The sequence below is a fragment of the Leisingera aquaemixtae genome (assembly GCF_006740765.1).
Lineage (GTDB): Bacteria > Pseudomonadota > Alphaproteobacteria > Rhodobacterales > Rhodobacteraceae > Leisingera > Leisingera aquaemixtae.
The window spans coordinates 101,501-125,703 of the sequence record NZ_CP041159.1 but is presented as its reverse complement, the minus strand read 5'-3'; the positions used below and the strand labels follow the sequence as shown (position 1 = coordinate 125,703).

20 protein-coding genes are annotated in these 24,203 nt (G+C 63.1%); 3 read left to right on the top strand and 17 right to left on the bottom strand.

From position 1 onward, the window contains the following. Positions 1-155 precede the first annotated feature (155 nt). The gene (locus tag R2C4_RS02430) at positions 156-1,043 is read left to right on the top strand and encodes a hypothetical protein (RefSeq protein ID WP_141889441.1); all 888 of its coding nucleotides are present in this window, start codon (positions 156-158) and stop codon (positions 1,041-1,043) included. On the opposite strand, the gene R2C4_RS02425 is transcribed toward R2C4_RS02430, so the two are convergent. The 11 genes from R2C4_RS02425 to R2C4_RS02375 form a co-directional block, all read right to left on the bottom strand. Continuing rightward, a complete protein-coding gene (locus R2C4_RS02425; RefSeq protein ID WP_141889440.1) occupies positions 1,040-2,251 on the bottom strand; it encodes a tyrosine-type recombinase/integrase in 1,212 nt (403 codons plus the stop codon). The genes R2C4_RS02430 and R2C4_RS02425 overlap by 4 nt on opposite strands. A gap of 382 nt (positions 2,252-2,633) precedes the next feature. Then, positions 2,634-4,175: a catalase gene (locus tag R2C4_RS02420; RefSeq protein WP_141889439.1), complete on the bottom strand. Its 1,542-nt coding sequence runs from the start codon at positions 4,173-4,175 to the stop codon at positions 2,634-2,636. A 114-nt stretch (positions 4,176-4,289) separates the two neighbouring features. Then, positions 4,290-5,237, bottom strand: coding sequence for a YihY/virulence factor BrkB family protein (locus R2C4_RS02415; protein ID WP_141889438.1), 948 nt, complete (start codon positions 5,235-5,237; stop codon positions 4,290-4,292). Between the two features lie 64 nt (positions 5,238-5,301). Further along, complete coding sequence (locus R2C4_RS02410; RefSeq protein ID WP_058286315.1) at positions 5,302-6,447, bottom strand: DUF3618 domain-containing protein; 1,146 nt, start codon at positions 6,445-6,447, stop codon at positions 5,302-5,304. Next, positions 6,437-6,850 (bottom strand): phage holin family protein, encoded by a 414-nt coding sequence (locus tag R2C4_RS02405; RefSeq protein WP_058286314.1) that lies wholly within the window; start codon positions 6,848-6,850, stop codon positions 6,437-6,439. Before R2C4_RS02405 ends, R2C4_RS02410 begins: the two co-directional genes overlap by 11 nt. After that, positions 6,847-7,353 (bottom strand): hypothetical protein, encoded by a 507-nt coding sequence (locus R2C4_RS02400; protein ID WP_141889437.1) that lies wholly within the window; start codon positions 7,351-7,353, stop codon positions 6,847-6,849. The genes R2C4_RS02405 and R2C4_RS02400 overlap by 4 nt, the downstream gene beginning before the upstream one ends. Before the next feature lie 278 nt (positions 7,354-7,631). Then, the gene (locus R2C4_RS02395; RefSeq protein ID WP_244270207.1) at positions 7,632-8,606 is read right to left on the bottom strand and encodes a C45 family autoproteolytic acyltransferase/hydrolase; all 975 of its coding nucleotides are present in this window, start codon (positions 8,604-8,606) and stop codon (positions 7,632-7,634) included. A 15-nt stretch (positions 8,607-8,621) separates the two neighbouring features. After that, complete coding sequence (locus R2C4_RS02390; protein ID WP_141889436.1) at positions 8,622-10,082, bottom strand: biotin carboxylase; 1,461 nt, start codon at positions 10,080-10,082, stop codon at positions 8,622-8,624. A gap of 15 nt (positions 10,083-10,097) precedes the next feature. After that, on the bottom strand, positions 10,098-12,860 hold the full coding sequence (locus R2C4_RS02385; protein ID WP_058286311.1) for an aminotransferase class I/II-fold pyridoxal phosphate-dependent enzyme: 2,763 nt from the start codon (positions 12,858-12,860) through the stop codon (positions 10,098-10,100). Between the two features lie 66 nt (positions 12,861-12,926). Beyond that, positions 12,927-13,880: a carbon-nitrogen hydrolase family protein gene (locus R2C4_RS02380; protein ID WP_141889435.1), complete on the bottom strand. Its 954-nt coding sequence runs from the start codon at positions 13,878-13,880 to the stop codon at positions 12,927-12,929. 131 nt (positions 13,881-14,011) lie between these two features. Beyond that, entirely contained in the window at positions 14,012-14,575 is a 564-nt protein-coding gene (locus R2C4_RS02375; protein WP_141889434.1) for a TetR/AcrR family transcriptional regulator, read from the bottom strand. A 207-nt stretch (positions 14,576-14,782) separates the two neighbouring features. On the opposite strand from R2C4_RS02375, the gene R2C4_RS02370 reads away from it, so the two are divergent. Continuing rightward, the gene (locus R2C4_RS02370) at positions 14,783-15,256 is read left to right on the top strand and encodes a nuclear transport factor 2 family protein (RefSeq protein ID WP_141889433.1); all 474 of its coding nucleotides are present in this window, start codon (positions 14,783-14,785) and stop codon (positions 15,254-15,256) included. Positions 15,257-15,319: 63 nt separating this feature from the next. Here R2C4_RS02370 and R2C4_RS02365 read toward each other — a convergent pair whose 3' ends face one another. The 3 genes from R2C4_RS02365 to R2C4_RS02355 all read right to left on the bottom strand — a co-directional run bounded on the left by R2C4_RS02365 (position 15,320) and on the right by R2C4_RS02355 (position 20,473). Next, positions 15,320-16,303: a GlxA family transcriptional regulator gene (locus R2C4_RS02365; protein ID WP_167510229.1), complete on the bottom strand. Its 984-nt coding sequence runs from the start codon at positions 16,301-16,303 to the stop codon at positions 15,320-15,322. 22 nt (positions 16,304-16,325) lie between these two features. Further along, positions 16,326-18,800 carry a GcvT family protein gene (locus R2C4_RS02360; protein WP_208764515.1) on the bottom strand — a complete coding sequence of 825 codons (2,475 nt, stop codon included), beginning with the start codon at positions 18,798-18,800 and terminating at the stop codon, positions 16,326-16,328. Between the two features lie 152 nt (positions 18,801-18,952). Next, positions 18,953-20,473 carry a trimethylamine methyltransferase family protein gene (locus R2C4_RS02355; RefSeq protein WP_141889431.1) on the bottom strand — a complete coding sequence of 507 codons (1,521 nt, stop codon included), beginning with the start codon at positions 20,471-20,473 and terminating at the stop codon, positions 18,953-18,955. A gap of 94 nt (positions 20,474-20,567) precedes the next feature. Between R2C4_RS02355 and R2C4_RS02350 the strand changes: the two genes are divergently transcribed. Beyond that, positions 20,568-21,482 carry a LysR substrate-binding domain-containing protein gene (locus tag R2C4_RS02350; RefSeq protein WP_141889430.1) on the top strand — a complete coding sequence of 305 codons (915 nt, stop codon included), beginning with the start codon at positions 20,568-20,570 and terminating at the stop codon, positions 21,480-21,482. 1 nt (position 21,483) lies between these two features. Here R2C4_RS02350 and R2C4_RS02345 read toward each other — a convergent pair whose 3' ends face one another. From R2C4_RS02345 to R2C4_RS02335, 3 genes are read right to left on the bottom strand one after another with little or no spacing between them, the layout of a single operon-like run. Continuing rightward, on the bottom strand, positions 21,484-22,344 hold the full coding sequence (locus R2C4_RS02345) for a metal ABC transporter permease (protein ID WP_141889429.1): 861 nt from the start codon (positions 22,342-22,344) through the stop codon (positions 21,484-21,486). Further along, on the bottom strand, positions 22,344-23,222 hold the full coding sequence (locus tag R2C4_RS02340; RefSeq protein ID WP_141892016.1) for a metal ABC transporter permease: 879 nt from the start codon (positions 23,220-23,222) through the stop codon (positions 22,344-22,346). The genes R2C4_RS02345 and R2C4_RS02340 overlap by 1 nt, the downstream gene beginning before the upstream one ends. Beyond that, entirely contained in the window at positions 23,222-24,139 is a 918-nt protein-coding gene (locus R2C4_RS02335) for a manganese/iron ABC transporter ATP-binding protein (protein ID WP_276509274.1), read from the bottom strand. The genes R2C4_RS02340 and R2C4_RS02335 overlap by 1 nt, the downstream gene beginning before the upstream one ends. Positions 24,140-24,203: the final 64 nt, after the last annotated feature.

The following is a 24,203-nucleotide window of genomic DNA, read 5'->3' as shown; positions in this document are numbered from 1 at the left end:
GGTTTTGGCGTAGTATCACGGTATCATAATACCCCACATGAAGCACAAGTGGGGTTCGGGAAATACTACTTTTTGGCTTGCGCTTGGATGCTTCTCTACCGAAACTCCGCTGAACAACTGGGCCAACCTAGTTCGCAACTAGCTAGTGAGCAAAAATGACAGAGAATATACTGGGACAGAGGTTTTCACACACTTACCTAACTAAAGGCGCCCCTGAAAAAGACAGCAAGAAAGCACGTTTCAGACTTGCAAAGCTGTGCGAAAAGTCATGCCCACCACCTTCGTTTGGCAGGTATGGCGACGCTTTTGATTATAACAAAAATGCGCAGGATGCGATTGAACAGGAGTTAGGCATTTGTTTTTCAAGCGCTTCTCAGAGCGGGACTCTATTTCCACGGTGGGATTGGTACTTCAACAGAATAACCGTTCTGGAAATGCTCGACACAATCACAGTAGTCGGCAACTCGCTTCACAGACAATATATTCAGAGCAGCCGGCGCGAACTATTTATTTCAGGCGCCAGAAAGATACTTAAAGAAGAAAATCTAGCGTACGAGATTGACGGCAGCGGCAGCATTCACCCGCTAATTGATAGCGCATTCAGCTCAACGATGCAGTCAGCAATTGTTGCCCTCAATGAACCTAGGTATGCAGCAACTGCCCAAACCCTTGAACAAGTTGATAGCTGCCTCTTACAGGACCCACCGAACTACATCGGAGCAATCCGCGCAAGTTTCGGCGCATGCGAAAACTTGTTCAAGCTCATGTACAAAGTACTCAAGCTTGATGCGAGAGCGGCAGGCGACAAAATCGGGAAGGATCAACAGGCCTTCTACTCCGGGCACCCTGTACTGAATGCAGCCAGCGCCAAAACTTTGGAGGGATTTAAAGATTGGGTCAACGCGGCTCACAACTACCGCCACGAACAAGGTGTTGAAGAACCCAATCAGCCTACGGAGGAAGTAGCCATACTAATCATTTCCCAAGGGCTCTCGTACGTTCGCTGGCTGGCTCAAATAGACAAGAAAAAGCAGAACACCTAACAAACCTGCTGAAACGCATGCTGCGCCCACTGTGCTAGTTCGCTCCGGCGCTGTTCAAACAGATCGGAGCGGGCATAGGCATTGCGGACCTTGCTGCCGACGACATGAGCCAAGTTCAGTTCTGAAATCTCATCGGAGTGCGGGCTGTTCTCCTGAGCCCATGTCTTAAACGTGGTGCGGAAGCCATGTGTAGTGAAATCGGTGCGCCCCATACGTTTGTAGAGAGCTGCAAAAACCACGTCAGATTGCCGCTTACCCTGCGGGCTAGGAAAGATCAGATCGCCCTCCCTTTCTTCTGCACGTACTGCCTTGAGGATCGCTTGAGCCTGCGGTGACAAGGGAATGCGGTGCTCTCGCTTCATCTTCATCCGCTCCTTCGGCACGGTCCATACATCGCCTTCAATTTCATCCCAGCGGGCGCCGCGCGCTTCACCCGAGCGGGTGCCAGTCAAAATAAGGAACTCAAGGCAGCGGGCAGACATACCGCGGCGCTTCTTCAATTCGACCATGAATGCGGGCAGGTCCGGCCACGGCATGGCCTTCCGGTGTTCGACTTCCGGGCGCACGCTTGGCAGCGTGTCCTTGGATATGTCGCAGGGGTTCGGGCCGTGGTATTTCTCAGTGTCGATTGCATATGCAAACACCGCGCTCATGCGTTGTTTGACCCTCTGCGCGGTATCACGCTTTGAGTTCCAAATCGGCTTGAGCACTTCTAGCACATCCTGCTTCCCTAGGTAGGCAATTGGCCCGTCGCCCATTACGGGGAATACGTAGTTCTCAAGGCTGGCAATCCATTTGTCAGCGTGCTTCTGGCTTGTCCAAGAGGACCGGCGCATTTCAAAGACCTCAAGAGCCACATTCTTGAAGGTCTCTTGTACGTGGGTCTGCTGCCAGTTTTGCTTTGCACCTTCACGCTCAGCCTCAGCCTGCGCCAGAGGGTCCACACCCAAGTCAATCAGCTCTCGGATTTCACGTGCCCGCCCCCTAGCAAGTTCCAGAGGCAGCAAGCGGAGGGGACCCAGCCCCATGTCTCGCTGCGTACCATAGAGCCGGTACCGAACCGCCCAGCTCTTAGCGGGCGGCCTCTTTCCGCGTGGCTTCGAAACATTCAAATAAAGCCCGTTCCGAAACCCGTCGAAGTACCGGCCCGGCTTCTTGATGCGTTCGCAATCGCGCTGCGTGAGAAAGTCTTGGCTGTAACGCGGCATTTCCTTCCCCTCTTTTCCCCTCAAAAGGCAACTTTAAACCTCTGGGCACAGACGGCCCCAATCAGGGAAATCTCGTGAGAAACCGGAAATTTGTAAACCTTTCGGTACACTTACGGGACTCCTGACGAACGAAGCTACCCATGCAACTACCGAACTTCAAGTCCCTCCTCCGCTACCACCCTTCCCCAAAATCCGGAAAAACCAGCAACCGCCTGCAAGGCCTGCGCCCTGCGCTTGCTATCCGCGCGCAGCGGCTCCAGCCGCACGCTGAAGCTGGCTGGCTGGCACCTGCCTGACGCCCCCGGCGCACTCGCGGATGCTTCTGCCAGCGTGCAAACGGGCCCCGCTAAGGGCCCGCTGCCTGCCAGTGGCAATGCGGTTTCTATCCGCCAGTCCCGCTGCCGCTGATGCTTTCGGCCGAGGCCAGACCCGGCGCTTCCGACGCGCCGCCCAGCTTCTCGCGCACAGCGGCCTCGATCCTGCCGCCGGTCTCGCCGTCGATGTTGCGCCAGTAATCGAACGCCCGCTGCAGCACCTTCTCGCTGACACCGTCGCTCAGATGCCCGGCCACATTCGACACCAGCCGGTCGCGGGCGGCATCGTCCATCACCTCGCGCACCAGCGTGCCGGCCTGACTCCAGTCATCGTCGTCTTCCCGCAGCGTGTAGGCCTGGCGGACCATGCCGCCGTCCGTATGCCACAGGCCGGCCTCGGGGCCAGCGGGGGGCTTTGCTGCCGGCCCGCCATAGGAATTGGGCGCATAGACCGGATCCGCAACCTTCTGCGTGCGTCCCGCCCCGTCCTTGGAATAGCTGTAGACCGGGCATTGCGCCTTGTTCACCGGGATTTCCTTGTAGTTCACGCCCAGCCGCGCCCGGTGCGCGTCCGCGTAGGAAAAGCCCCGAGCCAGCAGCATCTTGTCCGGCGACAGCCCAACCCCCGGCACCATGTTGTTCGGCTCAAACGCCGCCTGTTCGATTTCCGTGTGGAAGTCGGTGGGGTTCCGGTCCAGCACCAGTTTCCCGACCTCGATCAGCGGATAATCCGCATGCGGCCAGACCTTGGTCAGATCGAACGGGTTAAGGCGGTAAGTCTTGGCATCCTCATAGGGCATGATCTGCCATTTTAGCGTCCAGCTGGGCGGGTTGCCGTCGCGGATCGCATTGAACAGATCGCGCCGGTGATAATCGCCGTCGCTGCCGGCCAGCTTGTCGGCCTCCTCCTGGCTCAGGTACGCGTTGCCATCCCCCTGATCGGTGTGGAAGTGGAACTTGACCCAGAACTTCTCCCCCTCGGCATTCACCAGCGAGTAGGTGTGGCTGGAATAGCCGTTCATCTCGCGCCAGCTCTTCGGGATGCCCCGGTCGCCCATCAGATAGGCCACCTGATGCGCGCTTTCCGGCGACAGGGTCCAGAAATCCCACTGCATGTCATGGTCGCGCAGGTCGTTGTCGGCGCGGCGTTTCTGGCTGCGGATGAAATGCTGGAACTTGAGCGGATCGCGGATGAAAAAGACGGGGGTATTGTTGCCCACCATGTCGAAATTGCCGTCCTCGGTGTACATTTTCACCGAGAAGCCGCGCGGATCGCGCCAGGTGTCGGGGCTGCCCCGCTCGCCGGCCACTGTCGAGAAGCGGACGAGGGCATCGCATTTCGCGCCGGGCTGAAAGATCTTGGCCTTGGTGTATTTCGACACGTCCTGCGTGGTCTCGAAATAGCCGAACGCGCCGCCGCCCTTGGCGTGGGGCTGGCGCTCCGGGATGCGCTCCCGGTTGAAGTTTGCCATCTGTTCGATCAGGTAATGATCGTTGAGCACAATCGGCCCGTCCGGCCCCACGGTCAGCGAATGCTCGTCGCTGTGAACGCGCTGGCCCGCATCGGTGGTGGTCGGGGGGGTGCCCTTGCTGTCGTTGGAGCTTGTCATTCCAGACCTCTCTTCAATCACTGTGGAAAAACGTGTCGCTGCAGCGGTAAGGTCCCTGGGCGCCGCCGCTCTCGCCCGGTGCGTTTTTGCCAGGAGCCGGCAGCTCCGGCTGCCTCAGCTGCCCTGCGGCGCGCCCAGCTTGTCGGCCTTCACCGCGCCGCGCTCGCCCATCGGCTCATCCGGGCCGACGGTTGTGTCATAGGTCGTCTGCGCCTCGACTTCGGCGTTGATCTCGGCCCCCAGCAGCACGATGAAGGCGGAAATCCACAGCCACATCAGCAGAACAACAACCCCGGCCAGCGCGCCGAAGCTTTCGTTGTAGGAACCGAAGTTGCCGACATAAAACGCAAACCCGGCAGAGCCTGCCAGCCACAGCACACAGGCGGCAGCCGCGCCGGGCGACGTCCACAATAGCTCGGGCTTGTCGCGCGAGGGGCCATAGCGGTAAAGCACCGCAAGCCCGGCCATGGTCATCACCAGCAGCACGCCCCAGGCCAGCAGCGTGCCCAGCGCTTCGGTCACGGGGCCTGCGTCAACCAGCGCGATAACAGACGGAACCGCCAGCGTCGCCAGCAAGCCCATCAGCAGCCCGGCAATCAGAAACAGCGTCAGAACAAGGGTAACAAAGGTCTTCATGAAGAACCCGCGCTTCTCCTCCTCGTCATAGGCCACGTTCATGCCTTCGATCAGGCTGTTCATGCCCTTGGAGGCCGAATAGAGCGCAATCACGATACCCGCCACCGCGGCCAGTCCCAGCCCGCCTTCCCGCGACCCTGCAACCTGGGTCGCCTGGCCGACGATAATCTCCATCACCTCGTCCGGCACGACCCCTTCAAGCTGCGAAATCTGATCGACGATCTGGGCGGGCTCAACCATCAGGCCGCCGATCGCCAAAAGCGCGGTGATCGCCGGGAACAGCGCCATCAACCCGTAAAAGGCCACACCGGCAGCTATCAGCCCCACGTGGTCCGCGGCAACCTCGTCCTTGACCCGCAGGGCGATATCCTTCCAGCCCTTGGGCGGGATCCTGTACGGTGCTTCCGCGTGCCTGCCGCGTGCCATGGCGCGTCCTCCCCGTCCGTTTCATGCAAAGGCGGAGGCTGCCGAGGCAGCCTCCGGGCCCGTCTTACGATGAAGGCTTGCCAAGATCCTTTTCCTTGGCCTTGTCGGCAGCCGCTCCGGCGATGCGCTTGCCGGCGGACTTCAACTCGTCGGCAGCAGCTTGGGCTGCGGTCTTGCCTTGCGGCGCCGCGCTGTCCATCGCCTCACGCTTCTCGCTGGCGATGGTTTCAGCTTCCTTGCGGGCGGCCTGCATCACCGCGACGGCCTTCTCCTGCTCTTCGCGGAGGATCGCTTCGGCCCGCTCCGTCATCTTGTCGCTGTAGGCGCCCAGCATGTCATCTTCGGTGCGGGTGCGCGGCAGCGCACCGCCGATGGCTGCGCCCAGCGCCAGCGCCAGTGCCCCCGCAACCAGCGGCTGGCGGTTGTAGAAGTCCGCCGACTGGCGCGACCCGGAGGCCAGCGCCTCTGCGGCCTTGCGGCGGGCATCAATAGCGGCCTCGCGGGCCGCGATCACGCGGGCCTTGGCCTCTTCGGACAGGTTCTCGGTGCCTTCCGACAGGCGGGCGCGCATGCGGGCAGCGCTGAGCCGGGCGGCTTCTGCAGCGGAGGATGCGCCGTCACGGACCGATTGTCCGGCCGCTGCGGCCTTGTCCTTCGCGGCTGCGCCAGCATCCTTGACGGCAGAGCCCGCCGCCGAGGCCTTGTCGTGCAGCGCCGATCCTGCTGCAGACGCCTTGGCCTGCGCCGATGCGGCGGCGCCGGCGGCGCGGTCAGCCAGGCTGCTGCCATCGTCATCATCGTCGCGCGCCCAGGCGGGAACCCCTTCGGTGCCGCCCTTCATGCGCGGATCGGGGCGCGTCACCAGCGTGCCGCTGGAGGCGTGCCCGCCATAGCTGCCGCCTGCCCGGCGGTCTTCCCAGCCGCTGTCACGGCCGGCACCGCTGCGGCTCGCGCCGGAACGGCCCTGGCCGAAGATCATCCAGGCCAGCCCGACGCCGGTCAGCACCACCGCCGCCGGGTTTTCCTTGACGGTCCGGGTGATGGCGTTGCCGATCTCGCCGCCGTGCTCACGCAGCTGTTCGCCCAGCTGCTGCACAACCCCGTCGACGGAAAACTTGTTCTGCAGGTGTTCAAGGTTGCTGGTCAGCTGCGCGCGATCCCGTTCAATCTCGCGCTCAATCTCGTGAACAGAACGGCTGTCATTTGTCATTGTACGTCTCCTTAATGGATTGCGCGTCGCGCTTCACGTTTTCAGCGGTGCGGGTCGGGGCCAGGCTCGACAGCTTGAGGTCGCTGGTGCCCTTGGCGATCATGCCAAAGGCGATGGCGGCAAAGGCCACGCCCACCAGAAGGGCTGCCCAGCCCGGGTCCATTCCGGCTTCGGTCAGCCCGGCGGACAGCGCCGCGGCGAGGACGTTCAGCGCCGTCAGCGCCACCACGACGCCGCCGACGATCAGGCCCAAGGCAACGGCCGCGCGGTTCATGTTTTCGCCGATCTCGGCCCGCGCAAGCGCCAGCTCGTTGCGGATCAGCGAGCTGATGTTGTTCAGCGCTTCGGACACGATGCTGGCGGCATTCGGCGATCCGCCAGGTCCGGGATTTGTCTGTGTCATTTCGGATCTCCCACGTTCTGCGTGACCGGATAGCCGCCCGCCGGTTGCGCGGGGCTGGTGGCGGGGGCAGCCGCGGACGGGTGCGCTGCAGGGAGCTGCGGTGTGTCCTGATGGCTGCTGTCCGACGCCTTGGCAAAGCGCGCGGCGGCAAAGCCCAGCAGCGCAGCGCTGCTCAGGAACATGACCGGATTCTTGCGGGCGAAATCCGAAACCGAATGGACCATGTCGCCAAGGTCCTGGTTGCGGATCGAGTCTGACACATCGGCCAGGGTGCCGGCCACCTGGCCGATCGCGCGTTCATGCGGCGAGCCGCTGCGCATTTCGTTGGAGGCGGAGCGCAGGGCCGAGGCGACGGATTTCACCTCGTCGGCGACGCTTTCCTTGGCGGCTTCGGCGCGCAGCTGCGCCTCCTTCTTGGCGGTTTCAGCAGCGGTTGCCGCGGCGGACTTGGCCTCTTCGGCAACGTTTTTTGCGGCGGCTTTCACTTTGTCTGTTCCGGACATCTGAATACTCCCTCTGATCAGGCGATAAAGTTGAGCAAGGCGAGAACGACGACAACGACGCCAATGATGTAGAAGATACTGTGCATGGCTTCCTCCCCGGGCTGTATCGGTCGGTTCGATACATGGACAACTCACAGCACACCCGGTCAGTTCCAATTTTCCCGGAACGTGCAGCCTTTTGATGCGGGGATAAGCGGGGGGCCGCCGGCGGCGGGGCAGCTCAGCAGTCTTTCAGACAGGGGATGGTCCGCCACCGGCAGACCGGACCGGCCCGGCGGCTAAAATACCGGCACCTGCACGGCCAAGGTGCGCTCGTCAAACGCCATCAGCGGCATATGCCAGACACTGCCCGGCCAGCGGAGCTCCATCTCAAGCTTGCGGGGCCGGTAGACCGCCGTGTAAAGCGTGCCGAAACCCTCGCTGAAAGCCGAGGAATACAGCGGCGGCTTCAAAAACGCGCCGATGAATTTCTCTTCCGACTCCACATGCAGCGTCAGCCGCTGCAGCAGAAACCGCTCCCGCTCCACGGTCGCGGTAAAGCGGGCATGGCTGTCCCACTCCACTTTCTCCTGGTGGTTGGTGGCGACTGATACATGTTTCAGCACCGCCTTGCGGTCGGGCGCCATGAAGGCGGTCAGGAACTTGCGGTCCCGGTCGACCACGGTGACGTTATAGCTCATATGCGTCGGCAGACGGGACAGCGCCGCGCCGGCCTCCTCTGCGGTTTCGCAGGTCTGCAGCACATAGCGCAGGATCAGCGGCACGCCGAAGCCTTCGCCGACCACCCGGCGGCCGCCGAAGGTCAGCGACACCGCCAGCCCGGCATCGTTGATCCCGTCCACCAGCCCCCACAGGCTGTCGCTGGTGCCCAGCACCGCGCGGCCCAGCCATTCGGTGCGCATCACCACCCCGTCAAAGGCATGCGGGCTGTAGTCGTAATTGCGCACCAGAACCGGCTCCGGCCCGGGCCACAGCGCCTGGGAACAGGCCGACAGATAGGGCGGCGGGCAGTAGAAACTCAGAAACCGCGCCGCATGATCCGCGCCGCCCGCCAGGCCGCACAGCTCCTCATAAAGCGGCAGCAGCTCCGGCATATGCCGCTTCAGCGCGTTGACGCTGTCCAGGTAACCGGGGCGCGCCTCCGGGCCTTCGCGGACCCACCATTTGTGATAGTCGGGCCAGAATTCCCGGAACAGCCCGGCCCACTTGGGACCGGGCTGGGGTTCGTCGATGGCGCGCCAGCGGATGATCATGCCCTCACAGCAGGCCTACATGATCTTGAAGGCAGGATCGGCCACCACCGGCCCTGCCTCCTGCATCGGCAGCGGCCGCGCTTTGACATTGCTCTTGATGGCGTCGATCCAGCGCTTGCCGCGGTCATTCAGCTGGAACCCCGGCGTCATCGACCGGCCGCGGGTCACCAGAATGCCGATGTCGGCGCCTTCATACCGGTAATCGCCCGGCTGCAGGATGCGCAGGAAAAACGCCTCCTGCTCGCTCTCGACCGCACGGCGGTGATAGTCGAAGCGGTCGAACTGGACGGTGCCGTCCTCGGCCATGCGGTAAATGCCGGTCTCCGGCACCTCCGTGGCGATATCGACGGAATCATCCGTGTGCTTGATCACCATCTGCGACCAGCTGTCGATCATCTTGGGATCGGCCCAGCGGTCGTTCAGCTCTGCCACGTCCAGCTTGAACTTCTTCTTCGAGAACTCCAGCAGATGGAACAGGAACAGCGGCGCGTCCGCATGGGCAAAGGCCGCGTGGTTGGTCATCGAGGACGCGCCGGTGATGCGCGGGTTCAATTCACCCAGCCAGATCTCCCCGGTCTTCTTGTCGATCAGGAAATCCAGCTCGAAATAGCCGCGGTAGCCTTCCTTGCGCAGCTGCTCGCCGAACTTGAAGGTCAGCTCGCGCGCCCGTTCGCGGGTCTTGGGCGGAAACGCGGTCGAAAAGATCTCGTTGCCGCACCAGCCGCCGCGGTAGGGGGTCAGCTCCTTGAAGCCGACCAGTTCCGTCATCAGCGGCCCGACGATGGTGCCCTCCCTGGTCGCGCAGGCCTCGATCGCCGAGCCGCGGCAATCGATCCGCTTCATGATCTTGATCTCGCCCTCGCCCACGATCTCATGCTCGTGGCGGCGGAAATCGGCCTCGGAATTGATGAAGAAGGTGGTGTGCCCGCTGTCGCCAAAGGCGGATTGCAGCACCACGTCATGGCCGATGCCCGCCTTTTCGCAGGTCTTCTTCAGATCCTCGTAATCCTTGACCTCCGCCAGCACGTTCGGCACTGAAGGCACCCCCGCCTTATTGCCGATCCGGACCGTTTCGATCTTGTTGTCCATGCTCTGGCGCAGCTTGGCGCTGGGGAACCAGACCTCGCCGCCCAGTTCCTTGGCCAGGCGCTCGGTCTCCTCGTCGAACATCAGGAACACGAACTTGGGCTTGCCGCCCCGCCCTTTGATCCATTCGACCACCTCCTTGTGCTGCAGAAGGTAGTTGTTGATATCCTCGATCGACTGGAATTCGGCGTGCGGCTGCTCGGACGGGCAGAACACGTTGGGATGCTTGCCGCCATAGCAGTCAATGTAACATATGTATTTGAAATTCTTGCACCATTCATCCAGCCCCAGCAGGTTGAAATTGGTTGCCGAGACGAAATACACAGGGTCCTCGTTGCGGTGAAAGTGCCGGCGTATTTCAGAGATATTGTTCAGTGCTGCAGATGGCATGCCTTATTTCTCCCTTCAGAAAATCTTGTGCCGGGCGGCGTTCAGCTTCAGCCGCGCCTGATTGGCCTTGGCCTGCTGTTTCAGGGCCTCCTCGGTGAACACGCGCAGCCCCAGGTCGGCCCGGTAGCCGTGGATTTCGCTGACGTCCAAGGCCCGCATGAAGGCCAGGATTTCCTGGCTTACGACCTGCCCCGGCACCAGGATCGGAAATCCCGGCGGATAGGGGATGATGAAAGAGGCTGAGACCACCTCCTGGCCGCTTTCCATCGCCGCCTTGATCGAGCCGTCCAGCTCCAGATAGTCGCAGTTGTTTTCCTCATAGCTCAGGAAAAACGCCGAGCGAATGTCCCCCTCGGGCGTTTCCGGAGCAGAGCGGAAAGCATCGTGAAAGCGGCTGAAGTCGGGCAGCGGCGGCAGGTCGTGCATCAGGTTGGACACCCGCTTCTCGAAGCCGCGCTTTTCCATCATCGAGGCGTCGTCCAGCAATTCGTCCAGGTCGGTGGCAATTTCCACCAGAACCTCGATCAAATAGGCCACCGAAGACCGCGTGGTGCCGATGTTGGTCATGAACAGCACCGTGTTGCGCGAGGTCTTGTTGATCTGGATCCCGTATTTATCCATCAGGATCTGCGTCTTGAAGGTGTCGCCGTCCCAGCCGGTGCCGCCCACCGCCAGCGTCACCCGGGTCGGATCCAGCACGAACTCGTCATGCACCAGGCTGTCCCAGACATCCGACCAGCCGCGCTCGGGATCGTAATAGCTTTCCAGCCCGCTTTCGCGGTGCTTGCTTGGGATCATGTCGGCGGCGGTGAGGATCCTGAAATACTTGCTCAGCCGCGGATGCGTCATGATCGCCCGCCGCATCGCCATCGCCGCCTCCACCTGACGGTGGACGAATTCGAACCCCTCCAGCTCCACCTGCCGCCGCCCCACGTCCAGCGAGGCAATGATCTGGTAATTCGGCGAGGTCGAGGTATGGGTCATGTAGGCTTCGTGGAAACTCACCTCCACTTCGCCTTTGAAATCCTGGTCATTCACGTGGATCATCGACCCCTGCCGCAACGAGGTCAGCGTCTTGTGGGTGGACTGGGTGGCATAGGTCCGCACCCGCGCGTCCGGCGGCGGCAGCAGCCGGGTGTTCAGCCACTCCTCCTCGCTGGCATCCTTCAGCTGCTTCTGCTGCTCCTCCCAGGCTCTGGCATGGGCGTCGCTGCGCAGCCGCTCGCGCAGCACATTGGCGGCGTTCATCGCGGTCCGCTGCCGGTACAGCGGGCTGAACCGGGCAAAGGCAAACCAGGCCTCGTCCCACAGGAAGATCAGGTCCGGCTTGATCGCCAGGCATTCCTCCATCACCCGCTCGACGTTGTAGACGATGCCGTCAAAGGTGCAGTTGGTCAGCAACAGCATCCGCACCCGGTCCAGCTTGCCCTGCGCCTTGAGGTGCAGCAGCATGTGCTTGACCTCCCGCAGCGGCACCGCGCCGTACATCGAGTATTCATTCAGCGGATAGCTGTCGAGATAGACCACCTGCGCCCCCGCCAGCACCAGCCCGTAATGGTGCGACTTGTGGCAGTCGCGGTCCACCAGCACGATATCGCCGGGCCGCACCAGCGCCTGCACCACGATCTTGTTGCAGGTTGAGGTGCCGTTGGTGGCAAAGAACGTCTGTTTCGACCCGAAGGCGCGGCTGGCCTGTTCCTGCGCCTGCTTGATGGGCCCGTGCGGCTCCAGCAGGCTGTCCAGCCCGCCGGAGGTGGCAGAGGTCTCGGCCAGGAAAATGTTGGAGCCGTAAAACGCCCCCATGTCCTGAATCCAGTGGCTGCGCGAGACCGACTTGCCGCGGCTGATCGGCATCGCGTGAAAGACGCCGGTCGGCTGTTTGGAATACTCCACCAGCGCCGTGAAGAACGGCGTCTTGTAGCGCGCCTGCACCCCCCTCAGGATATTGAGGTGGAGCTCCATGAAATCTTCCTGATTGTAAAAGACCCGGCGGCAGATCCCCAGATCATGGCCTGCGATCTCTTCGACCGAGCGGTCGGTGACCAGATAGGCATCCAGCTCTGGCCGGACATTCGCCACCAGCCGGCACAGCGCCGGGCCATGGTCAAGCGAGCGGACCGCCTCGATGCCCTCGGTGCCGCCGGCCCAGTCCAGGTAGCGGGTCAGCAGCGACATCTCCATCTTCGAGTCGAACTTGAGGCCCGGCCGCACCACGATGGCTTGAATGTTGTAGTTGAACAGGATCCCGATCAGCGCGTCCTGCAGGCTGGGCACCACCACGGTTTCATAGTGGAAAGGATCTTCCGGGCGCCGCATCTTCTTGAAGTTGCTGTGCAGCCAGCGCTCCTGATGCTCGTTGACGTTGTCGACCACCAGCACTTCGAAATAAGGCTTGGCCAAGGCCCGCGCCTCGGGCGGCTGGATGACCTCGTCCTCATGCTCGTCCGCATCCGCCGAGTCGCGATCCAGCGGCACATGCCGCCGCCGGTAGGCGCCAGTGGACAAGGCGCGGCAGATGCGCTGCACCGAAAACGCCACATCAGCGTAATTGCCGTGCTCGAACTGGCGCCGTATCTGCTCAAATGCCTGCACACCGGGAAAGGCCCAATACGTCTCAATCGGGCCCAGTAAATCAAACAGCGCCCGGACATTCGTCACGAGCGCTGCTTCACGTTTCGGTTTTCGGGCACTGGCCAGGGCTTCGGTTACTTCTCTCAGCGTTGTCCACTGATCGTGACGCAGCTGGATCGCCGAGTAATAGTCGCCCATTACTTGCATATGCACCTCCCATCCTGGTTATCGGCGGGAGATCAAAAGGCTCTGGCTATTAAGAAATGAGACTGATCAACCGCCTGCTTTTCTTTCAGCGTAGTGTATCGGATGCAATTCGGCAAACCCGTTTGCGCCGTCGCCCGGTGCGCGGGCATTCAGACCCGCCTGCGAGCCCTGCACCGGAATCTCCAGCGGCCCCAGCGTATGCAGGTAAGCATCCGCCCCGCTGGTGCGGTCGTACACCGGGAAATCCGCCTCCCGGTCGCGGAAGCTTTTCAGCACCTGGCCCAGCCCTTTCAGGCCGACCTCGCGCTGGCGGCGCACCTGGTCAAGATCCAGCTCCAGCGGGAACATGTCCTCATGGCGGCCCGACTGGTGCAGCACCGTGGCCGACGGATCAATGATGCAGGACTGCCCCACGCCCCCGGCGCCCAGCCCGTTCACATCGACGACAAAACACTGGAACTGCGCCGCTGTGGCGCGGGCGATGGACAGTTCGGCATCCCGGTCCGCCGTCCCGGTCAGCACCGGATGCAGCAGCACCTCGACCCCCTGGCTGGTCAGCTGGCGGGTGGTTTCCGGGAACCAGATGTCATAGCAGATCGACAGGCCGAACCGGCCTACGTCGGGAATGTCGAACACGCAGAATTCGGTGCCCGCTTCCACGCCTTGCTCATACGGGCGGAACGGGAACATCTTGCGGTAGACCGCCACCACCTCGCCCTGCGGATTGATCACCGAGGAGGTGTTGTAGATCTTGCCGGTGTCCGTGATCTCGAACATCGACCCGGGCACCACCCAGATCCCGTGTTTCACCGCCGCGGCGCAAAACCGCTCAATCGCCTCATTGTGCAGCGGCTGCGCATATTTGGTCAGCGGCCCGTAGGGCGCCAGTTCGCTGAACACGGCCATCTGCGTCCAGGGAAAGCGCGCCATCAGCACGTCGATCCGGTGTATCATTGCGTCGACATTCGAATGCAGCGCGTCCACGTGCATTTGGATGCCCGCGATGGAAAATGGGGTCATTCGGCCCGTACTCCGTTGGCGTTTCTGTCCGCGATGGTACAGGATTGCCGCAGCAGCCGCCATCCCGCGCAGCGCGGGCTGACGCGCAGACAGGGCAAGTGTTGCGCGCAGGCCGGCAAACCGCCTGACGGCTAGCCGATTGCCTGCTCGATCAGCGCCGCAGCAGCGGCGCGGGCATCCCGGGCCGGGGCGCTGCTGTGGGTCAGGGCGGCCAGCACAATCGCGCCCTCCTTCAGCACCATCAGCTGCCGCGCCAGCGCGTCCGGATCCCTGGCCCCGGCCCCGGCCGCCAGATGCGCGAAATGCGCCTGCAGCACCTGCTTGTGGTCTGCCGACTGCAGGTTGATCGGATCGTCCGGCGACTGATACTCGGCGCTGGCCTTGATAAACATGCAGCCCTGAAACCCGGGCTGTTCGAACCATTCCTGCAGCACGTCAAACAGCGCCTCCAGCTGGCCGCGCGGGGTATCCGCCCGCGCCTCCAGCCGCGTATAAAGCCAGGTGCGGAAATCCTCGTCCCGCAGTTTCAGAACCGCCAGGATCAGCTCCTCCTTGGAGCGGAAGTGCTTGTAGATCGAGGTTTTCGACACCCCGGTCTCCGCCGCCACCAGATCCATGCCGGTGGCGTGAAAGCCGTTCCCATAGAACAGGTCCAAGGCTTTCCGGACCAGCTCGCCACGTTTGTTCGGCCTCATTGCACCTCCAGCGGGGCTGTTTCTGCACCGATCAGTTAATATTATTTTTATAACAAACGTAAAGCTAACCAACGAAAAGAAAATAACTTTCCTCAGGAACTGGAACGGCTCACGCATCTGTGCGGACAGAAGCCTGTCTTTGGCCTTGAATCCCTTTACCGATCTGTTCACTTTGCCCCTCACAACTTAACAGATCGGTAAACAAACATGACAGAAGCTCCCCGCCCCCCGCTGCCGCCCTTCACCCGCGACACTGCCATCGCCAAGGTCCGCGCCGCCGAAGATGCCTGGAACAGCCGCAACCCCGAGGCCGTTTCGCTGGCCTATACCCTGGACACCAACTGGCGCAACCGCGCCGACTTCCCGCAAGGGCGCGCGGCGGTGCAGGACTTCCTCGCCGCCAAATGGGAGCGCGAGCATGAGTACCGGCTGATCAAGGAGCTGTGGGCCTTCACCGCAAACCGCATCGCCGTGCGCTTTGCCTATGAGTGGCGCGATGCCACCGGCCAGTGGTACCGCTCCTACGGCAACGAAAACTGGGAGTTTGCCGAGGATGGCCGCATGGCGCACCGGTTCGCCTCGATCAACGACCTGAAGATCACCGGGGACGCGCGCCTGTTCCACTGGCCGCAGGGCCCGCGCCCGGCAGACCACCCCGACCTCAGCGGCCTCGGTCTCTGACAGCCCCCTGCGCAGACCCTTGGCCGGGCAGCCCTTCCGCCCGGCCGCCTGCCGCAGATCCGCCTAGAACGGCCGCTCCTGATGCGGCGGCTTGCCGGAATAGCGGCGGTAGACCTTGGCGAAATGGGTCTGGCTGTTGAACCCCGACGCCAGCGCGATGTCGATGATCCGCATATTGGTCTGCAGCAGCAGGCTGCGCGCGTAGTCCAGCCGCAGCCGGGTGTAATAGACCTTGGGCGTGGTCTGCAGATACTTGGAGAACAGCCGCTCCAGCTGGCGCACCGACAGGCCAACCAGACCGGCGATGCGTCCCGGGGTCAGCGGCTCCTCCAGATTGCCGCGCATCAGGCTCAGGGCCGCGGCCAGTTTTTCATGCCGCACGCCCGCCCGCCCGAACTCGGACACCGTCTGGTCCTGACTGCCCTTGCGCGCGGCGGAACAGACCATCAGATCCGCCGCCGCCGTCGCCACATCGCCGCCGTGACGGTCCGCAATCAGGTCCAGCATCATGTCCGCCGTGGCCGTGCCGCCGGCGCAGGTGATCAGCTTGCCCTCCACGGTGAACAGCGAGGTCCGGACCTCCACATCCGGGTGCATTTCGGCCAGCGTGGCGCGCTGCGCCCAATGGGCGGACGCCTGGCGCCCCGACAGCAGGCCCGCCCGCGCCAGCGCCATGACACCGCCGCCCAGGGCCGCCATCACCAGCCCCATGCGCTGCGCCTTGCGCAGCCAGCCCAGCACCTTCAGCGGGATGCCCGGCTCCACGCCCTGGCCGCCGCAGACAAACACCATGTCGCCCCGCGCCAGCTCCGGCAGGCCGCCGTCCACCGCCACCCTCAGCCCGTTGGGCGCAGTGACCGCCAGCCCGTCCCCGCTGACCACGCGCCAGGCATAGCGCGCGGTCCCGCCGTAACTGTTCGCCGCCTCCAGCGCTGCCACCGCGCTGGACAGGTCCAGCGGCGAGAAGGTCGGCAGCAGCAGGAAGATGCAGCGGCAGGCCGGCACGGCCCCGACCGCCTCAGAGACCGTCCGCATGGGGTGGCTCATGGTCTCCGCCCCCCTGCCCGGCTCACGCGCGCATCTTGGCGCCGCCCGCGTCATAGACCGGCGCGCCCAGCACTTCGGCGTCATACATCTCGCCCAGGATCTCCACCTGCAGCCTGGTGCCGGCCGCCGCGTGCTGAGCCGAGACATACCCCATCGCCATCGACGCCTGAGCGTGATGCGCATAGCCGCCGGAGGAGATGTAGCCCACCGCCGCGCCATCCTTCAGGATCGCCTCGTCGCCGGACACATCAATGCCATCCACACCGATGGTCATGGTGACCAGCTTGCGGCTCGCACCGGCCTCGCGGGCCTTCAGCGCAGCCGCCTTGCCCACGAAATCCTTCTTCCAGTTGATGAAGGCATCCATGCCACTTTCCACCGCATCGAAATCCGGGCGGAAGTCCTGCGTCCACACGCCCCAGCCCTTCTCCAGCCGCATCGACATCAGCGCCCGCGCCCCGTACCAGCGGTAGCCCAGACCGGTGCCCGCTTCCTCCACCGCTTCCGCCAAGCGCAGCAGGTACTGCGGCTTGCAGTAGATCTCATAGCCCAGCTCGCCGGAGAAACTGATCCGGTTCAGGATCACCGGCACGCCGCCCACGAAAGTCTGGCGCAGGTCGCGGAACTTGAACGCCTCGGCAGAGACATCCTCACGGGTGATCCGCTGCAGCAGCTCCCGCGATTTCGGACCCGACAGCGCGATGCCGTGCCAGTCGTCGGAGACATTCTGATAGGACACATCTTCCGGCAGATCCTTCTCAAACCAGCGGCGGTGCGCCTCCTGCATCGCGCCGGAGCCGAACAGCATGAAATGCTCTTCGCCCAGGCAGGCCACGGTTAGATCGCCATACAGCTTGCCCTTAGGCGTCAGCATCGGCGTCAGCGCCAGGCGGCCCGGTTTCGGCACATACCCCGCCAGCACCCGGTCCAGATAGGCCCGCGCGCCCGCGCCCTTGAATTCATGCTTGGCAAAGTTTGCAATCTCGATGCCGCCCACAGCCTCGCGCACGGCTTTGACCTCACGCGCCACATACTCATGCGAACGGTTGCGCTCGAATGTCGGCTCCTCATGCGCATCTTCCGGCCCGTCGGCAAACCACAGCGCGTTCTCCAGGCCAAACCCCTGCCCCATCCGCGCGCCCTTGGCGACCAGCCGGTCATACAGAGCAGTCGTCTTCTGCATCCGCCCCTTCGGCAGCGTCTCGTTCGGGAAGGTCATCACGAAGCGCCGCTCGTAGTTCTCGGTCGATTTCACGGTGCCCCAGTCGGGGGTTGCGAACTCGCCGAACCGCGCCACATCCATCGCCCAGACGTCGATGGACGGCTCGCCGTCGATCATCCACTCCGCCATGGTCAGACCCACGCCGCCGCCCTGGCAGAAGCCCGCCATCACGCCCACCGCGCACCAGTAGTTCTTCATGCCCGGCACCGGGCCGATCATCGGGTTGCCGTCAGGTCCGAATGTGAAGGGTCCGTTGATCATGTCCTTGATACCCGCCTCGCCAATCGCGGGAATGCGCTCAAACGACATCTCCAGACGGTCGGCAATGCGGTCCAGATCCGGCTGCAGCAGCTCATGCCCGAAGTCCCACGGCGTGCCGCCAACCTTCCAGGGCGTACCCTTCGGCTCATACGTGCCCAAGAGCATCCCCTGGCGTTCCTGCCGGAAGTAGATGTTCGCCTCATAGTCGATCCCGGCCGGCAGGCGGGTCGGGTGGTTTGCCACCGCGTCGATCTTGTCGGTGATCAGGTAATGATGCTCCATCGGCTGCACCGGCAGGTTGATGCCCTGCATGTGGCCGACTTCCCGCGCCCACAGCCCGCCGCAGTTGACGATATGCTCCGCATTGATCACCCCGCGCGGGGTGGTCACATCCCAGCTGCCGTCGGCGCGCTGGTTGGTCGCAGTCACCGGTGTGTGAGTGAAATACTGCGCACCGTGCACCTTGGCCGATTTGGCAAAGGCATAGGTCGCGCCTGAGGGGTCCAGATCACCGTCCTGATCATCCCACAGCGCTGCGAGGTAGTGTTTCGGATCAATCAGCGGGTGACGCTCTGCCACTTCCTTGGGGCTGATGAATTCCTGGTTCAGACCCATGTAACGCGCCTTTGAACGCTCCCGCTTCAGGTAGTCGTACCAGGTTTTGTTCGACGCCAGATAAAACCCGCCGGTGATGTGCAAGCCCACAGAATGGCCCGAGGTCTCCTCGATCTCCTTGTACAGATCAATGGTGTAGGATTGCAGGCGCGAGATGTTCGGGTCCGAGCTGATGGTATGGATCTGCCCCGCTGCATGCCAGGAGGAGCCGGAGGTCAGCTCGTCACGTTCCAGCAGCACCACGTCCTTCCACCCGAACTTGGCCAGGTGAAACAGGATCGAGCAGCCAACCACACCGCCGCCGATGATCACCGCCTTGGCGTGGCTCGGCAGCTTCTTGTCGCCGGTGCTCTCCTCCTTGTGGATGTTGAGCGTCGATTGGGCAAAATTGTCTGACATGGATTTGTCCTCAGGTCCGGGGCAAAGCGCGGGCATTGCGGCAAATGGCACCCAGGGGGTGCACAGGGGGTGTACGGGGGGTGCACAGGGGGTGCCGGGGCAATCCGGCCCGTCCTGCATAAGCTGGAGAAATGGGTGAAGAATTCCTTACCTCAGTACCACGCATCCGGGATCTCCTCTTTGCGGCGGGCGACATAGGCGGCCAGTTCCTCCTTGACCGACGCATCCATCGGCGGAGCCTGATACTCGTTCAGCATCTGGTTCCAGCGCTCATAGGCGCGCTGGCGCATGTCCTTGCAGCCGCCCTCTTCCCAGCTTTCGACATTCTCGCTGTCGCTGAGCTTCGGCTCATAGAAGGCCGTCTGGTAGTTGCGCATGGTGTGGCCGGACCCCAGGAAATGCCCGCCCGGCGCCACCTCGGCGTAGGCATCGCGCGCCATAGCCTCGTCGCTGGTGTCCAGCCCCTGGCTCAGCACCTTCTGGTATGACCCCAGCCGGTCTGCATCCATAATCAGCTTTTCAAAACCAGTGCACAGCCCGCCCTCCAGCCAGCCCGCCGAATGCAGCACATAATTGGCGCCGGCCAGCATGGTGGAATGCATCGAGTCTGCACTCTCATAAGCCGCCTGCGCGTCCTCGATCTTGGAGGCCGTCAGCGACCCGCCGCAGCGCAACGGCAGCCCGGCGCGGCGGGCCAGCTGGCCGATGGCGTAGTTCGACACCACCGGCTCCGGCATCCCAAATGTCGGCGCGCCGGATTTCAGCGACATCGACGACAGGAAGTTGCCCAGCACAAACGGCGCGCCGGGCCGGACGATCTGGGTAAAGGCGCAGACCATCATCGCCTCTGCCATCGCCTGCGCGACTGAGGCGGCGGTGGAGACCGGCCCCATCGCGCCCGTAAGGATAAACGGCACAACGATAATTCCCTGCCCGCGGGCGCAATAGGTGCGCACCGCCTCGGTCACCACCTTGTCTACCAAAAGCGGCGAATTGGTGTTCACATTGCCCATGATCACGCAGTTCTCGTCCATGACCTCGCGCCCAAAGACGATCTCCGCCATGTCGACGCTGTCCTGCGCCCGGGACATCTCCGTGATGGCGCCCAGATGCGGTTTGTCGCTCAGCGTCATATGGGAAAACAGCATGTCGAAGTGGCGTTTGCTCACCGGCACGTCGCAAGGTTCACAGATCACGAACCCGCCGTGATGCAGGTTCGGATGCATATAGGTGAGCTTCACCAGCTTCTCAAAAGCCGCCATGTCGCCATAGCGCCGCCCACCCTCCAGATCGCGCACGAACGGCGCGCCATAGATCGGCGCAAACACCTGATTGGTGCCGCCGATAGTGACGGACCGCGCCGGATTGCGGGCCAGCTGGGTGAACTGCCGCGGCGCCTTGGCGCATAAGCTGCGGATCCACTGCGCATCCGCGCGGATCGTGTCGCCGTCGATCCTGGCGCCTGCTTCTCTCCAGATCCTGAGCGCCTCCGGGTCGTCGCGGAAGGCAATGCCGACCTCCTCGAAGATCCAGTCCACCTGGGCTTCCAGCCGGACCAGCTTCTCCTCGTCCAGCACGTCAAAGAACGGCAGGCTCCGCCGGATAAAGGGCGATGCCGGAGCGCCCGCGGGGGCGGTGTTTCTGTCGCGGGATGCGCGGGCGCGTCGGGCCATGGGGGTCTCCAGTCGTCAAAAGCTGCGTAACGATACGGTCCGCGGCCTGCGTTGTGACGGTTGAAAAATCTGATGATTTGGATAATTCAGAGTTATGCAAGATCTGTGGAAACTCCTCACCAGCCCCCGCCACCTGATCGTGTTTGAAGCCGCCGCACGGCACGCTTCCTTCACCCGCGCGGCTGAGGAACTGAACGTCCAGCAGCCGGCCGTCAGCGCCGCGATCAAGCAGATGGAAGCATCGTTGGGCGTTATTTTGTTCCGCCGCGGCCACCGCAAGGTGGAGCTGACCGGCGCAGGCATGCGGCTTTACACCGATGTGTCCAAGGCGCTGGAGGACATCCTCTCCTCCGCCAAGGCGGTGCGGCAGTTCGGGCGCAATGACCACGTAACGCTCAACTGCTCCTCCGCTTTTGCATATTACTGGGTGATGCCAAGACTGACCCGGCTGCATGAGGCGCACCCCGACATCGACCTGCGCCTGCAAAGCTCAGACCGGGAGCCGGACATCAATACCGAAGGCATCTCATTGGCGGTGCGCCGCGGCAACGGCACCTGGCCGGACTGCCATTCCGCCCTGATCGCGCCGGAGGTGATCTTTCCCGTCGCCAGTCCGCGGGTGATGGCCGCCGCGGTCAACCTGGCGACGGTGCCGAACCTGCTGCACGAACGGCTGATCCATCTGGAGGAACCGGTCCGCGAGCGGCCCAGATGGCAGCAATGGTTTGAGCACTTCGGCGTCACCGGCCGCCCGCCCGCCGCGGGCATGCGCCTCAACGACTATGCGCTGGTTCTGCAGGCCGCGATTGCGGGCGAGGGCTTTGCCTTCGGCTGGCAGCATGTGACCGAGCCGCTGATCAAACAGGGGCTGCTGGCCGCCCGCAAGGACTGGTCCTGGACCACCGGCGCGGGGTTCTATCTGGTCTGGACCAAGACCCAGGATCTGGTCCCGAACGCCGAACTGGTACGGCAGTGGCTGCTGGAGATGGCAAAGCCCGGGCCCGCGTAATTCACGCGGGGCCGGCGGTTTCCTTGGCGCGCTGCATTGATGTCTTGCGGGTCAGGTACAGCCGCCGCGCAAAGGCCAGCACAAACAGAATGGTCAGGATCAGCACGATGGTCGGCGCCGGCGCGCTGTCGAGGAAGAAGCTGGCATAGGTGCCCGCCAGCATCGAGAACATGCAGACCAGCACCGAGACCCACAGCATGGTGCTGAACTTGCGCACCACCAGGAAGGCAATCGCCCCCGGCGCGATCAGCAGCCCGATCGCCAGGATCAGCCCCGCCGCCGACAGCGTCGCCACGATGGTCAGCGACAAGGCCGCCAGCAGCCCGTAATGCAGCACCGTCACCGGCAGGCCGCAGGCCTGCGCCTGCGCCGGGTCGAAACTGTGCAGCAGCAGGTCCTTCCACTTCAGCACCAGCGCAGCCCCCACCGCCAGCGAGATGATGCCCGCCGTCCACAGCTCATCCCGCTCCACCCCCAGCATATTGCCGAACAGGATGTGATCCAGATGGGCGTTGGTCTCCAGCCCCACGTACATCACGATGCCAAGCCCGAACATGCCGGAGAACACCACCCCCATCACCGTGTCCTGCTTGACCCGGCTGTTGCCGGACAAGAACCCGGTTGCCACCGCGCACAGCATACCGGCGGCAAAGGCGCCGATGATCAGCGGGAAGCCCAGCACATAGGCCAGCACGATCCCCGGCAGCACGGCGTGGCTGACCGCATCCCCCATCAGCGCCCAGCCCTTCATCACCAGAAAGCACGACAGCAGCGCGGTGGGCACCGACACGATCAGGGAGATCAGAAAGGCGTTCTGCATGAACGCGAACTGAAATGGCATCAGCAGTGTATCAAGATCCATCACACGGCCCTCTGTTGGGCGGCGGGGCCGCGCTTCAGCGCCTCGCGCGCCTTGCGCTTGGCCGCCAGCAGCCCGTGTTTCGGGGCAAAGACAAACACGATCAGGAAGATCAGGGTCTGCAGCGTCACGATGATGCCGCCGGTGGCACCATCCAGGAAATAACTGGCATAGGCCCCGAAGAAACTGGTGGCCGCGCCGATGAATACGGAAACCATGATCAGCCGCGGAAAGCGGTCGCACAGCAGATAGGCGGTCGCCCCCGGCGTCACCACCATGGCAATCACCAGAAACGCCCCCACCGTCTGCATCGCCGCCACGACAGAGGCCGACAGCAGCACAAAGAACACCGCCTTCAGCAATCCGGGACGCAGCCCGATGGTGCGGGCGTGGTTTTCATCAAAGAAAGTGACCATCAGGTCCTTCCACTTGGCCAGCAGCACCGCCAGCGACACAAAGCCGATGATCGCCAGCTGAGCCGTGTCCTCCGGCGTGATCGCCAGGATATTGCCCATGGTGATGGTCTGCACCGAGACCGACATCGGGCTGATCGACACGATAAAAAGGCCAAGCCCGAAGAAGGACGTGAAGATCAGTCCAATGATCACATCGACCTTCAATCCGGACCGTTCCGACAGGAACAGCATCGCCCCCGCCGCCAGCCCGCCGGCGATAAAGGCGCCCAGCGCGAACGGCAGGCCCAGGATATAGGCCCCCGCCACCCCCGGCACCACCGAATGCGAGAGCGCATCGCCGATCAGCGACCAGCCCTTGAGCATCAGATAAGACGACAGGAAGGCACAGACGCCGCCAACCAGCGCCGAGACCCACATCGCATTGGTCATATAGCCGTAGGTGAACGGCTCCAGCAGATAGTCCATCATTGCTGGCTCCCGTCCTCGCGCTTGCTGTCGCTCGTCTGGGTCTTTTCGCCGTACTGGACAAAGGGGCGCTCGTCATCGGTCAGGATGGTGACCTCGCGGGTGTCGCCGTCGTCGTGCAGCGCCTGGCCGCCCAGGGTGAAATGGCGCAGCACGCCGCCAAAGGCGTGTTCCAGGTTCTCGCGGGTAAAGGTGGTCTCGGTCGGGCCGGACCCCAGCACCGTGCCCTTGACCAGCACCGTGCGGTCGCAGAATTCCGGCACGCTGCCCAGGTTATGGGTGGAAACCAGCATCACCCGGCCCTCGTCGCGCAGCTCGCGCAGCAGGGCGATGATTTGCTCCTCGGTCTTCACGTCCACGCCGGTAAAGGGCTCGTCCAGCAGGATCACCTGCCCGTCCTGCGCCAGGGCGCGGGCCAGGAACACCCGCTTGCGCTGGCCGCCGGACAGCTCCCCGATCTGGCGGTGGCGGAAATCCTGCATGTTCACCCGGCGCAGCGCCTGATCGACGGCCTCATGATCGGCCGCCTTGGGCCGGCGCAAAAACCCCATGTGGCCGTAGCGGCCCATCATCACCACGTCTTCGACCAGCACCGGAAAGGCCCAATCGACCTCCTCCGACTGCGGCACATAGGCGACCAGGTTCTTGCGCAGCGCGTCCTTCACGGACATGCCAAGGATGCGGATTTCGCCCTGCGCGGCCGGGACAAAGCCCATGATCGCCTTGAACAGCGTCGATTTGCCCGCGCCATTGACCCCGACCAGCGCAGTCACGGTGCCGCGGGGAATGTCAAAGCTGGCGTTCCACAGCGCTGTATGGCCGTTGCGGTAGGTCACCGTGACGTTCTTGGCGGCAATCCCGCCCTCCGCGGCTGCGGCGCTGGTGTTCATGATGTGGGTCTCGCTGGCATCAAGCATGGGCTGTCCTGCAGAGTTACACACAGAAATTGTGCTTTGTGAAATGAAACGCCCCGCAACTTGC

Bases quoted from the DNA above. Each gene is read 5' to 3' on its own strand.
- R2C4_RS02430 (WP_141889441.1), top strand. From the start codon at position 156: ATGACAGAGAATATACTGGGACAGAGGTTTTCACACACTTACCTAACT.
- R2C4_RS02425 (WP_141889440.1), bottom strand. From the start codon at position 2,251: ATGCCGCGTTACAGCCAAGACTTTCTCACGCAGCGCGATTGCGAACGC.
- R2C4_RS02420 (WP_141889439.1), bottom strand. From the start codon at position 4,175: ATGACAAGCTCCAACGACAGCAAGGGCACCCCCCCGACCACCACCGAT.
- R2C4_RS02415 (WP_141889438.1), bottom strand. From the start codon at position 5,237: ATGGCACGCGGCAGGCACGCGGAAGCACCGTACAGGATCCCGCCCAAG.
- R2C4_RS02410 (WP_058286315.1), bottom strand. From the start codon at position 6,447: ATGACAAATGACAGCCGTTCTGTTCACGAGATTGAGCGCGAGATTGAA.
- R2C4_RS02405 (WP_058286314.1), bottom strand. From the start codon at position 6,850: ATGACACAGACAAATCCCGGACCTGGCGGATCGCCGAATGCCGCCAGC.
- R2C4_RS02400 (WP_141889437.1), bottom strand. From the start codon at position 7,353: ATGTCCGGAACAGACAAAGTGAAAGCCGCCGCAAAAAACGTTGCCGAA.
- R2C4_RS02395 (WP_244270207.1), bottom strand. From the start codon at position 8,606: ATGATCATCCGCTGGCGCGCCATCGACGAACCCCAGCCCGGTCCCAAG.
- R2C4_RS02390 (WP_141889436.1), bottom strand. From the start codon at position 10,082: ATGCCATCTGCAGCACTGAACAATATCTCTGAAATACGCCGGCACTTT.
- R2C4_RS02385 (WP_058286311.1), bottom strand. From the start codon at position 12,860: ATGCAAGTAATGGGCGACTATTACTCGGCGATCCAGCTGCGTCACGAT.
- R2C4_RS02380 (WP_141889435.1), bottom strand. From the start codon at position 13,880: ATGACCCCATTTTCCATCGCGGGCATCCAAATGCACGTGGACGCGCTG.
- R2C4_RS02375 (WP_141889434.1), bottom strand. From the start codon at position 14,575: ATGAGGCCGAACAAACGTGGCGAGCTGGTCCGGAAAGCCTTGGACCTG.
- R2C4_RS02370 (WP_141889433.1), top strand. From the start codon at position 14,783: ATGACAGAAGCTCCCCGCCCCCCGCTGCCGCCCTTCACCCGCGACACT.
- R2C4_RS02365 (WP_167510229.1), bottom strand. From the start codon at position 16,303: ATGAGCCACCCCATGCGGACGGTCTCTGAGGCGGTCGGGGCCGTGCCG.
- R2C4_RS02360 (WP_208764515.1), bottom strand. From the start codon at position 18,800: ATGTCAGACAATTTTGCCCAATCGACGCTCAACATCCACAAGGAGGAG.
- R2C4_RS02355 (WP_141889431.1), bottom strand. From the start codon at position 20,473: ATGGCCCGACGCGCCCGCGCATCCCGCGACAGAAACACCGCCCCCGCG.
- R2C4_RS02350 (WP_141889430.1), top strand. From the start codon at position 20,568: ATGCAAGATCTGTGGAAACTCCTCACCAGCCCCCGCCACCTGATCGTG.
- R2C4_RS02345 (WP_141889429.1), bottom strand. From the start codon at position 22,344: ATGGATCTTGATACACTGCTGATGCCATTTCAGTTCGCGTTCATGCAG.
- R2C4_RS02340 (WP_141892016.1), bottom strand. From the start codon at position 23,222: ATGGACTATCTGCTGGAGCCGTTCACCTACGGCTATATGACCAATGCG.
- R2C4_RS02335 (WP_276509274.1), bottom strand. From the start codon at position 24,139: ATGCTTGATGCCAGCGAGACCCACATCATGAACACCAGCGCCGCAGCC.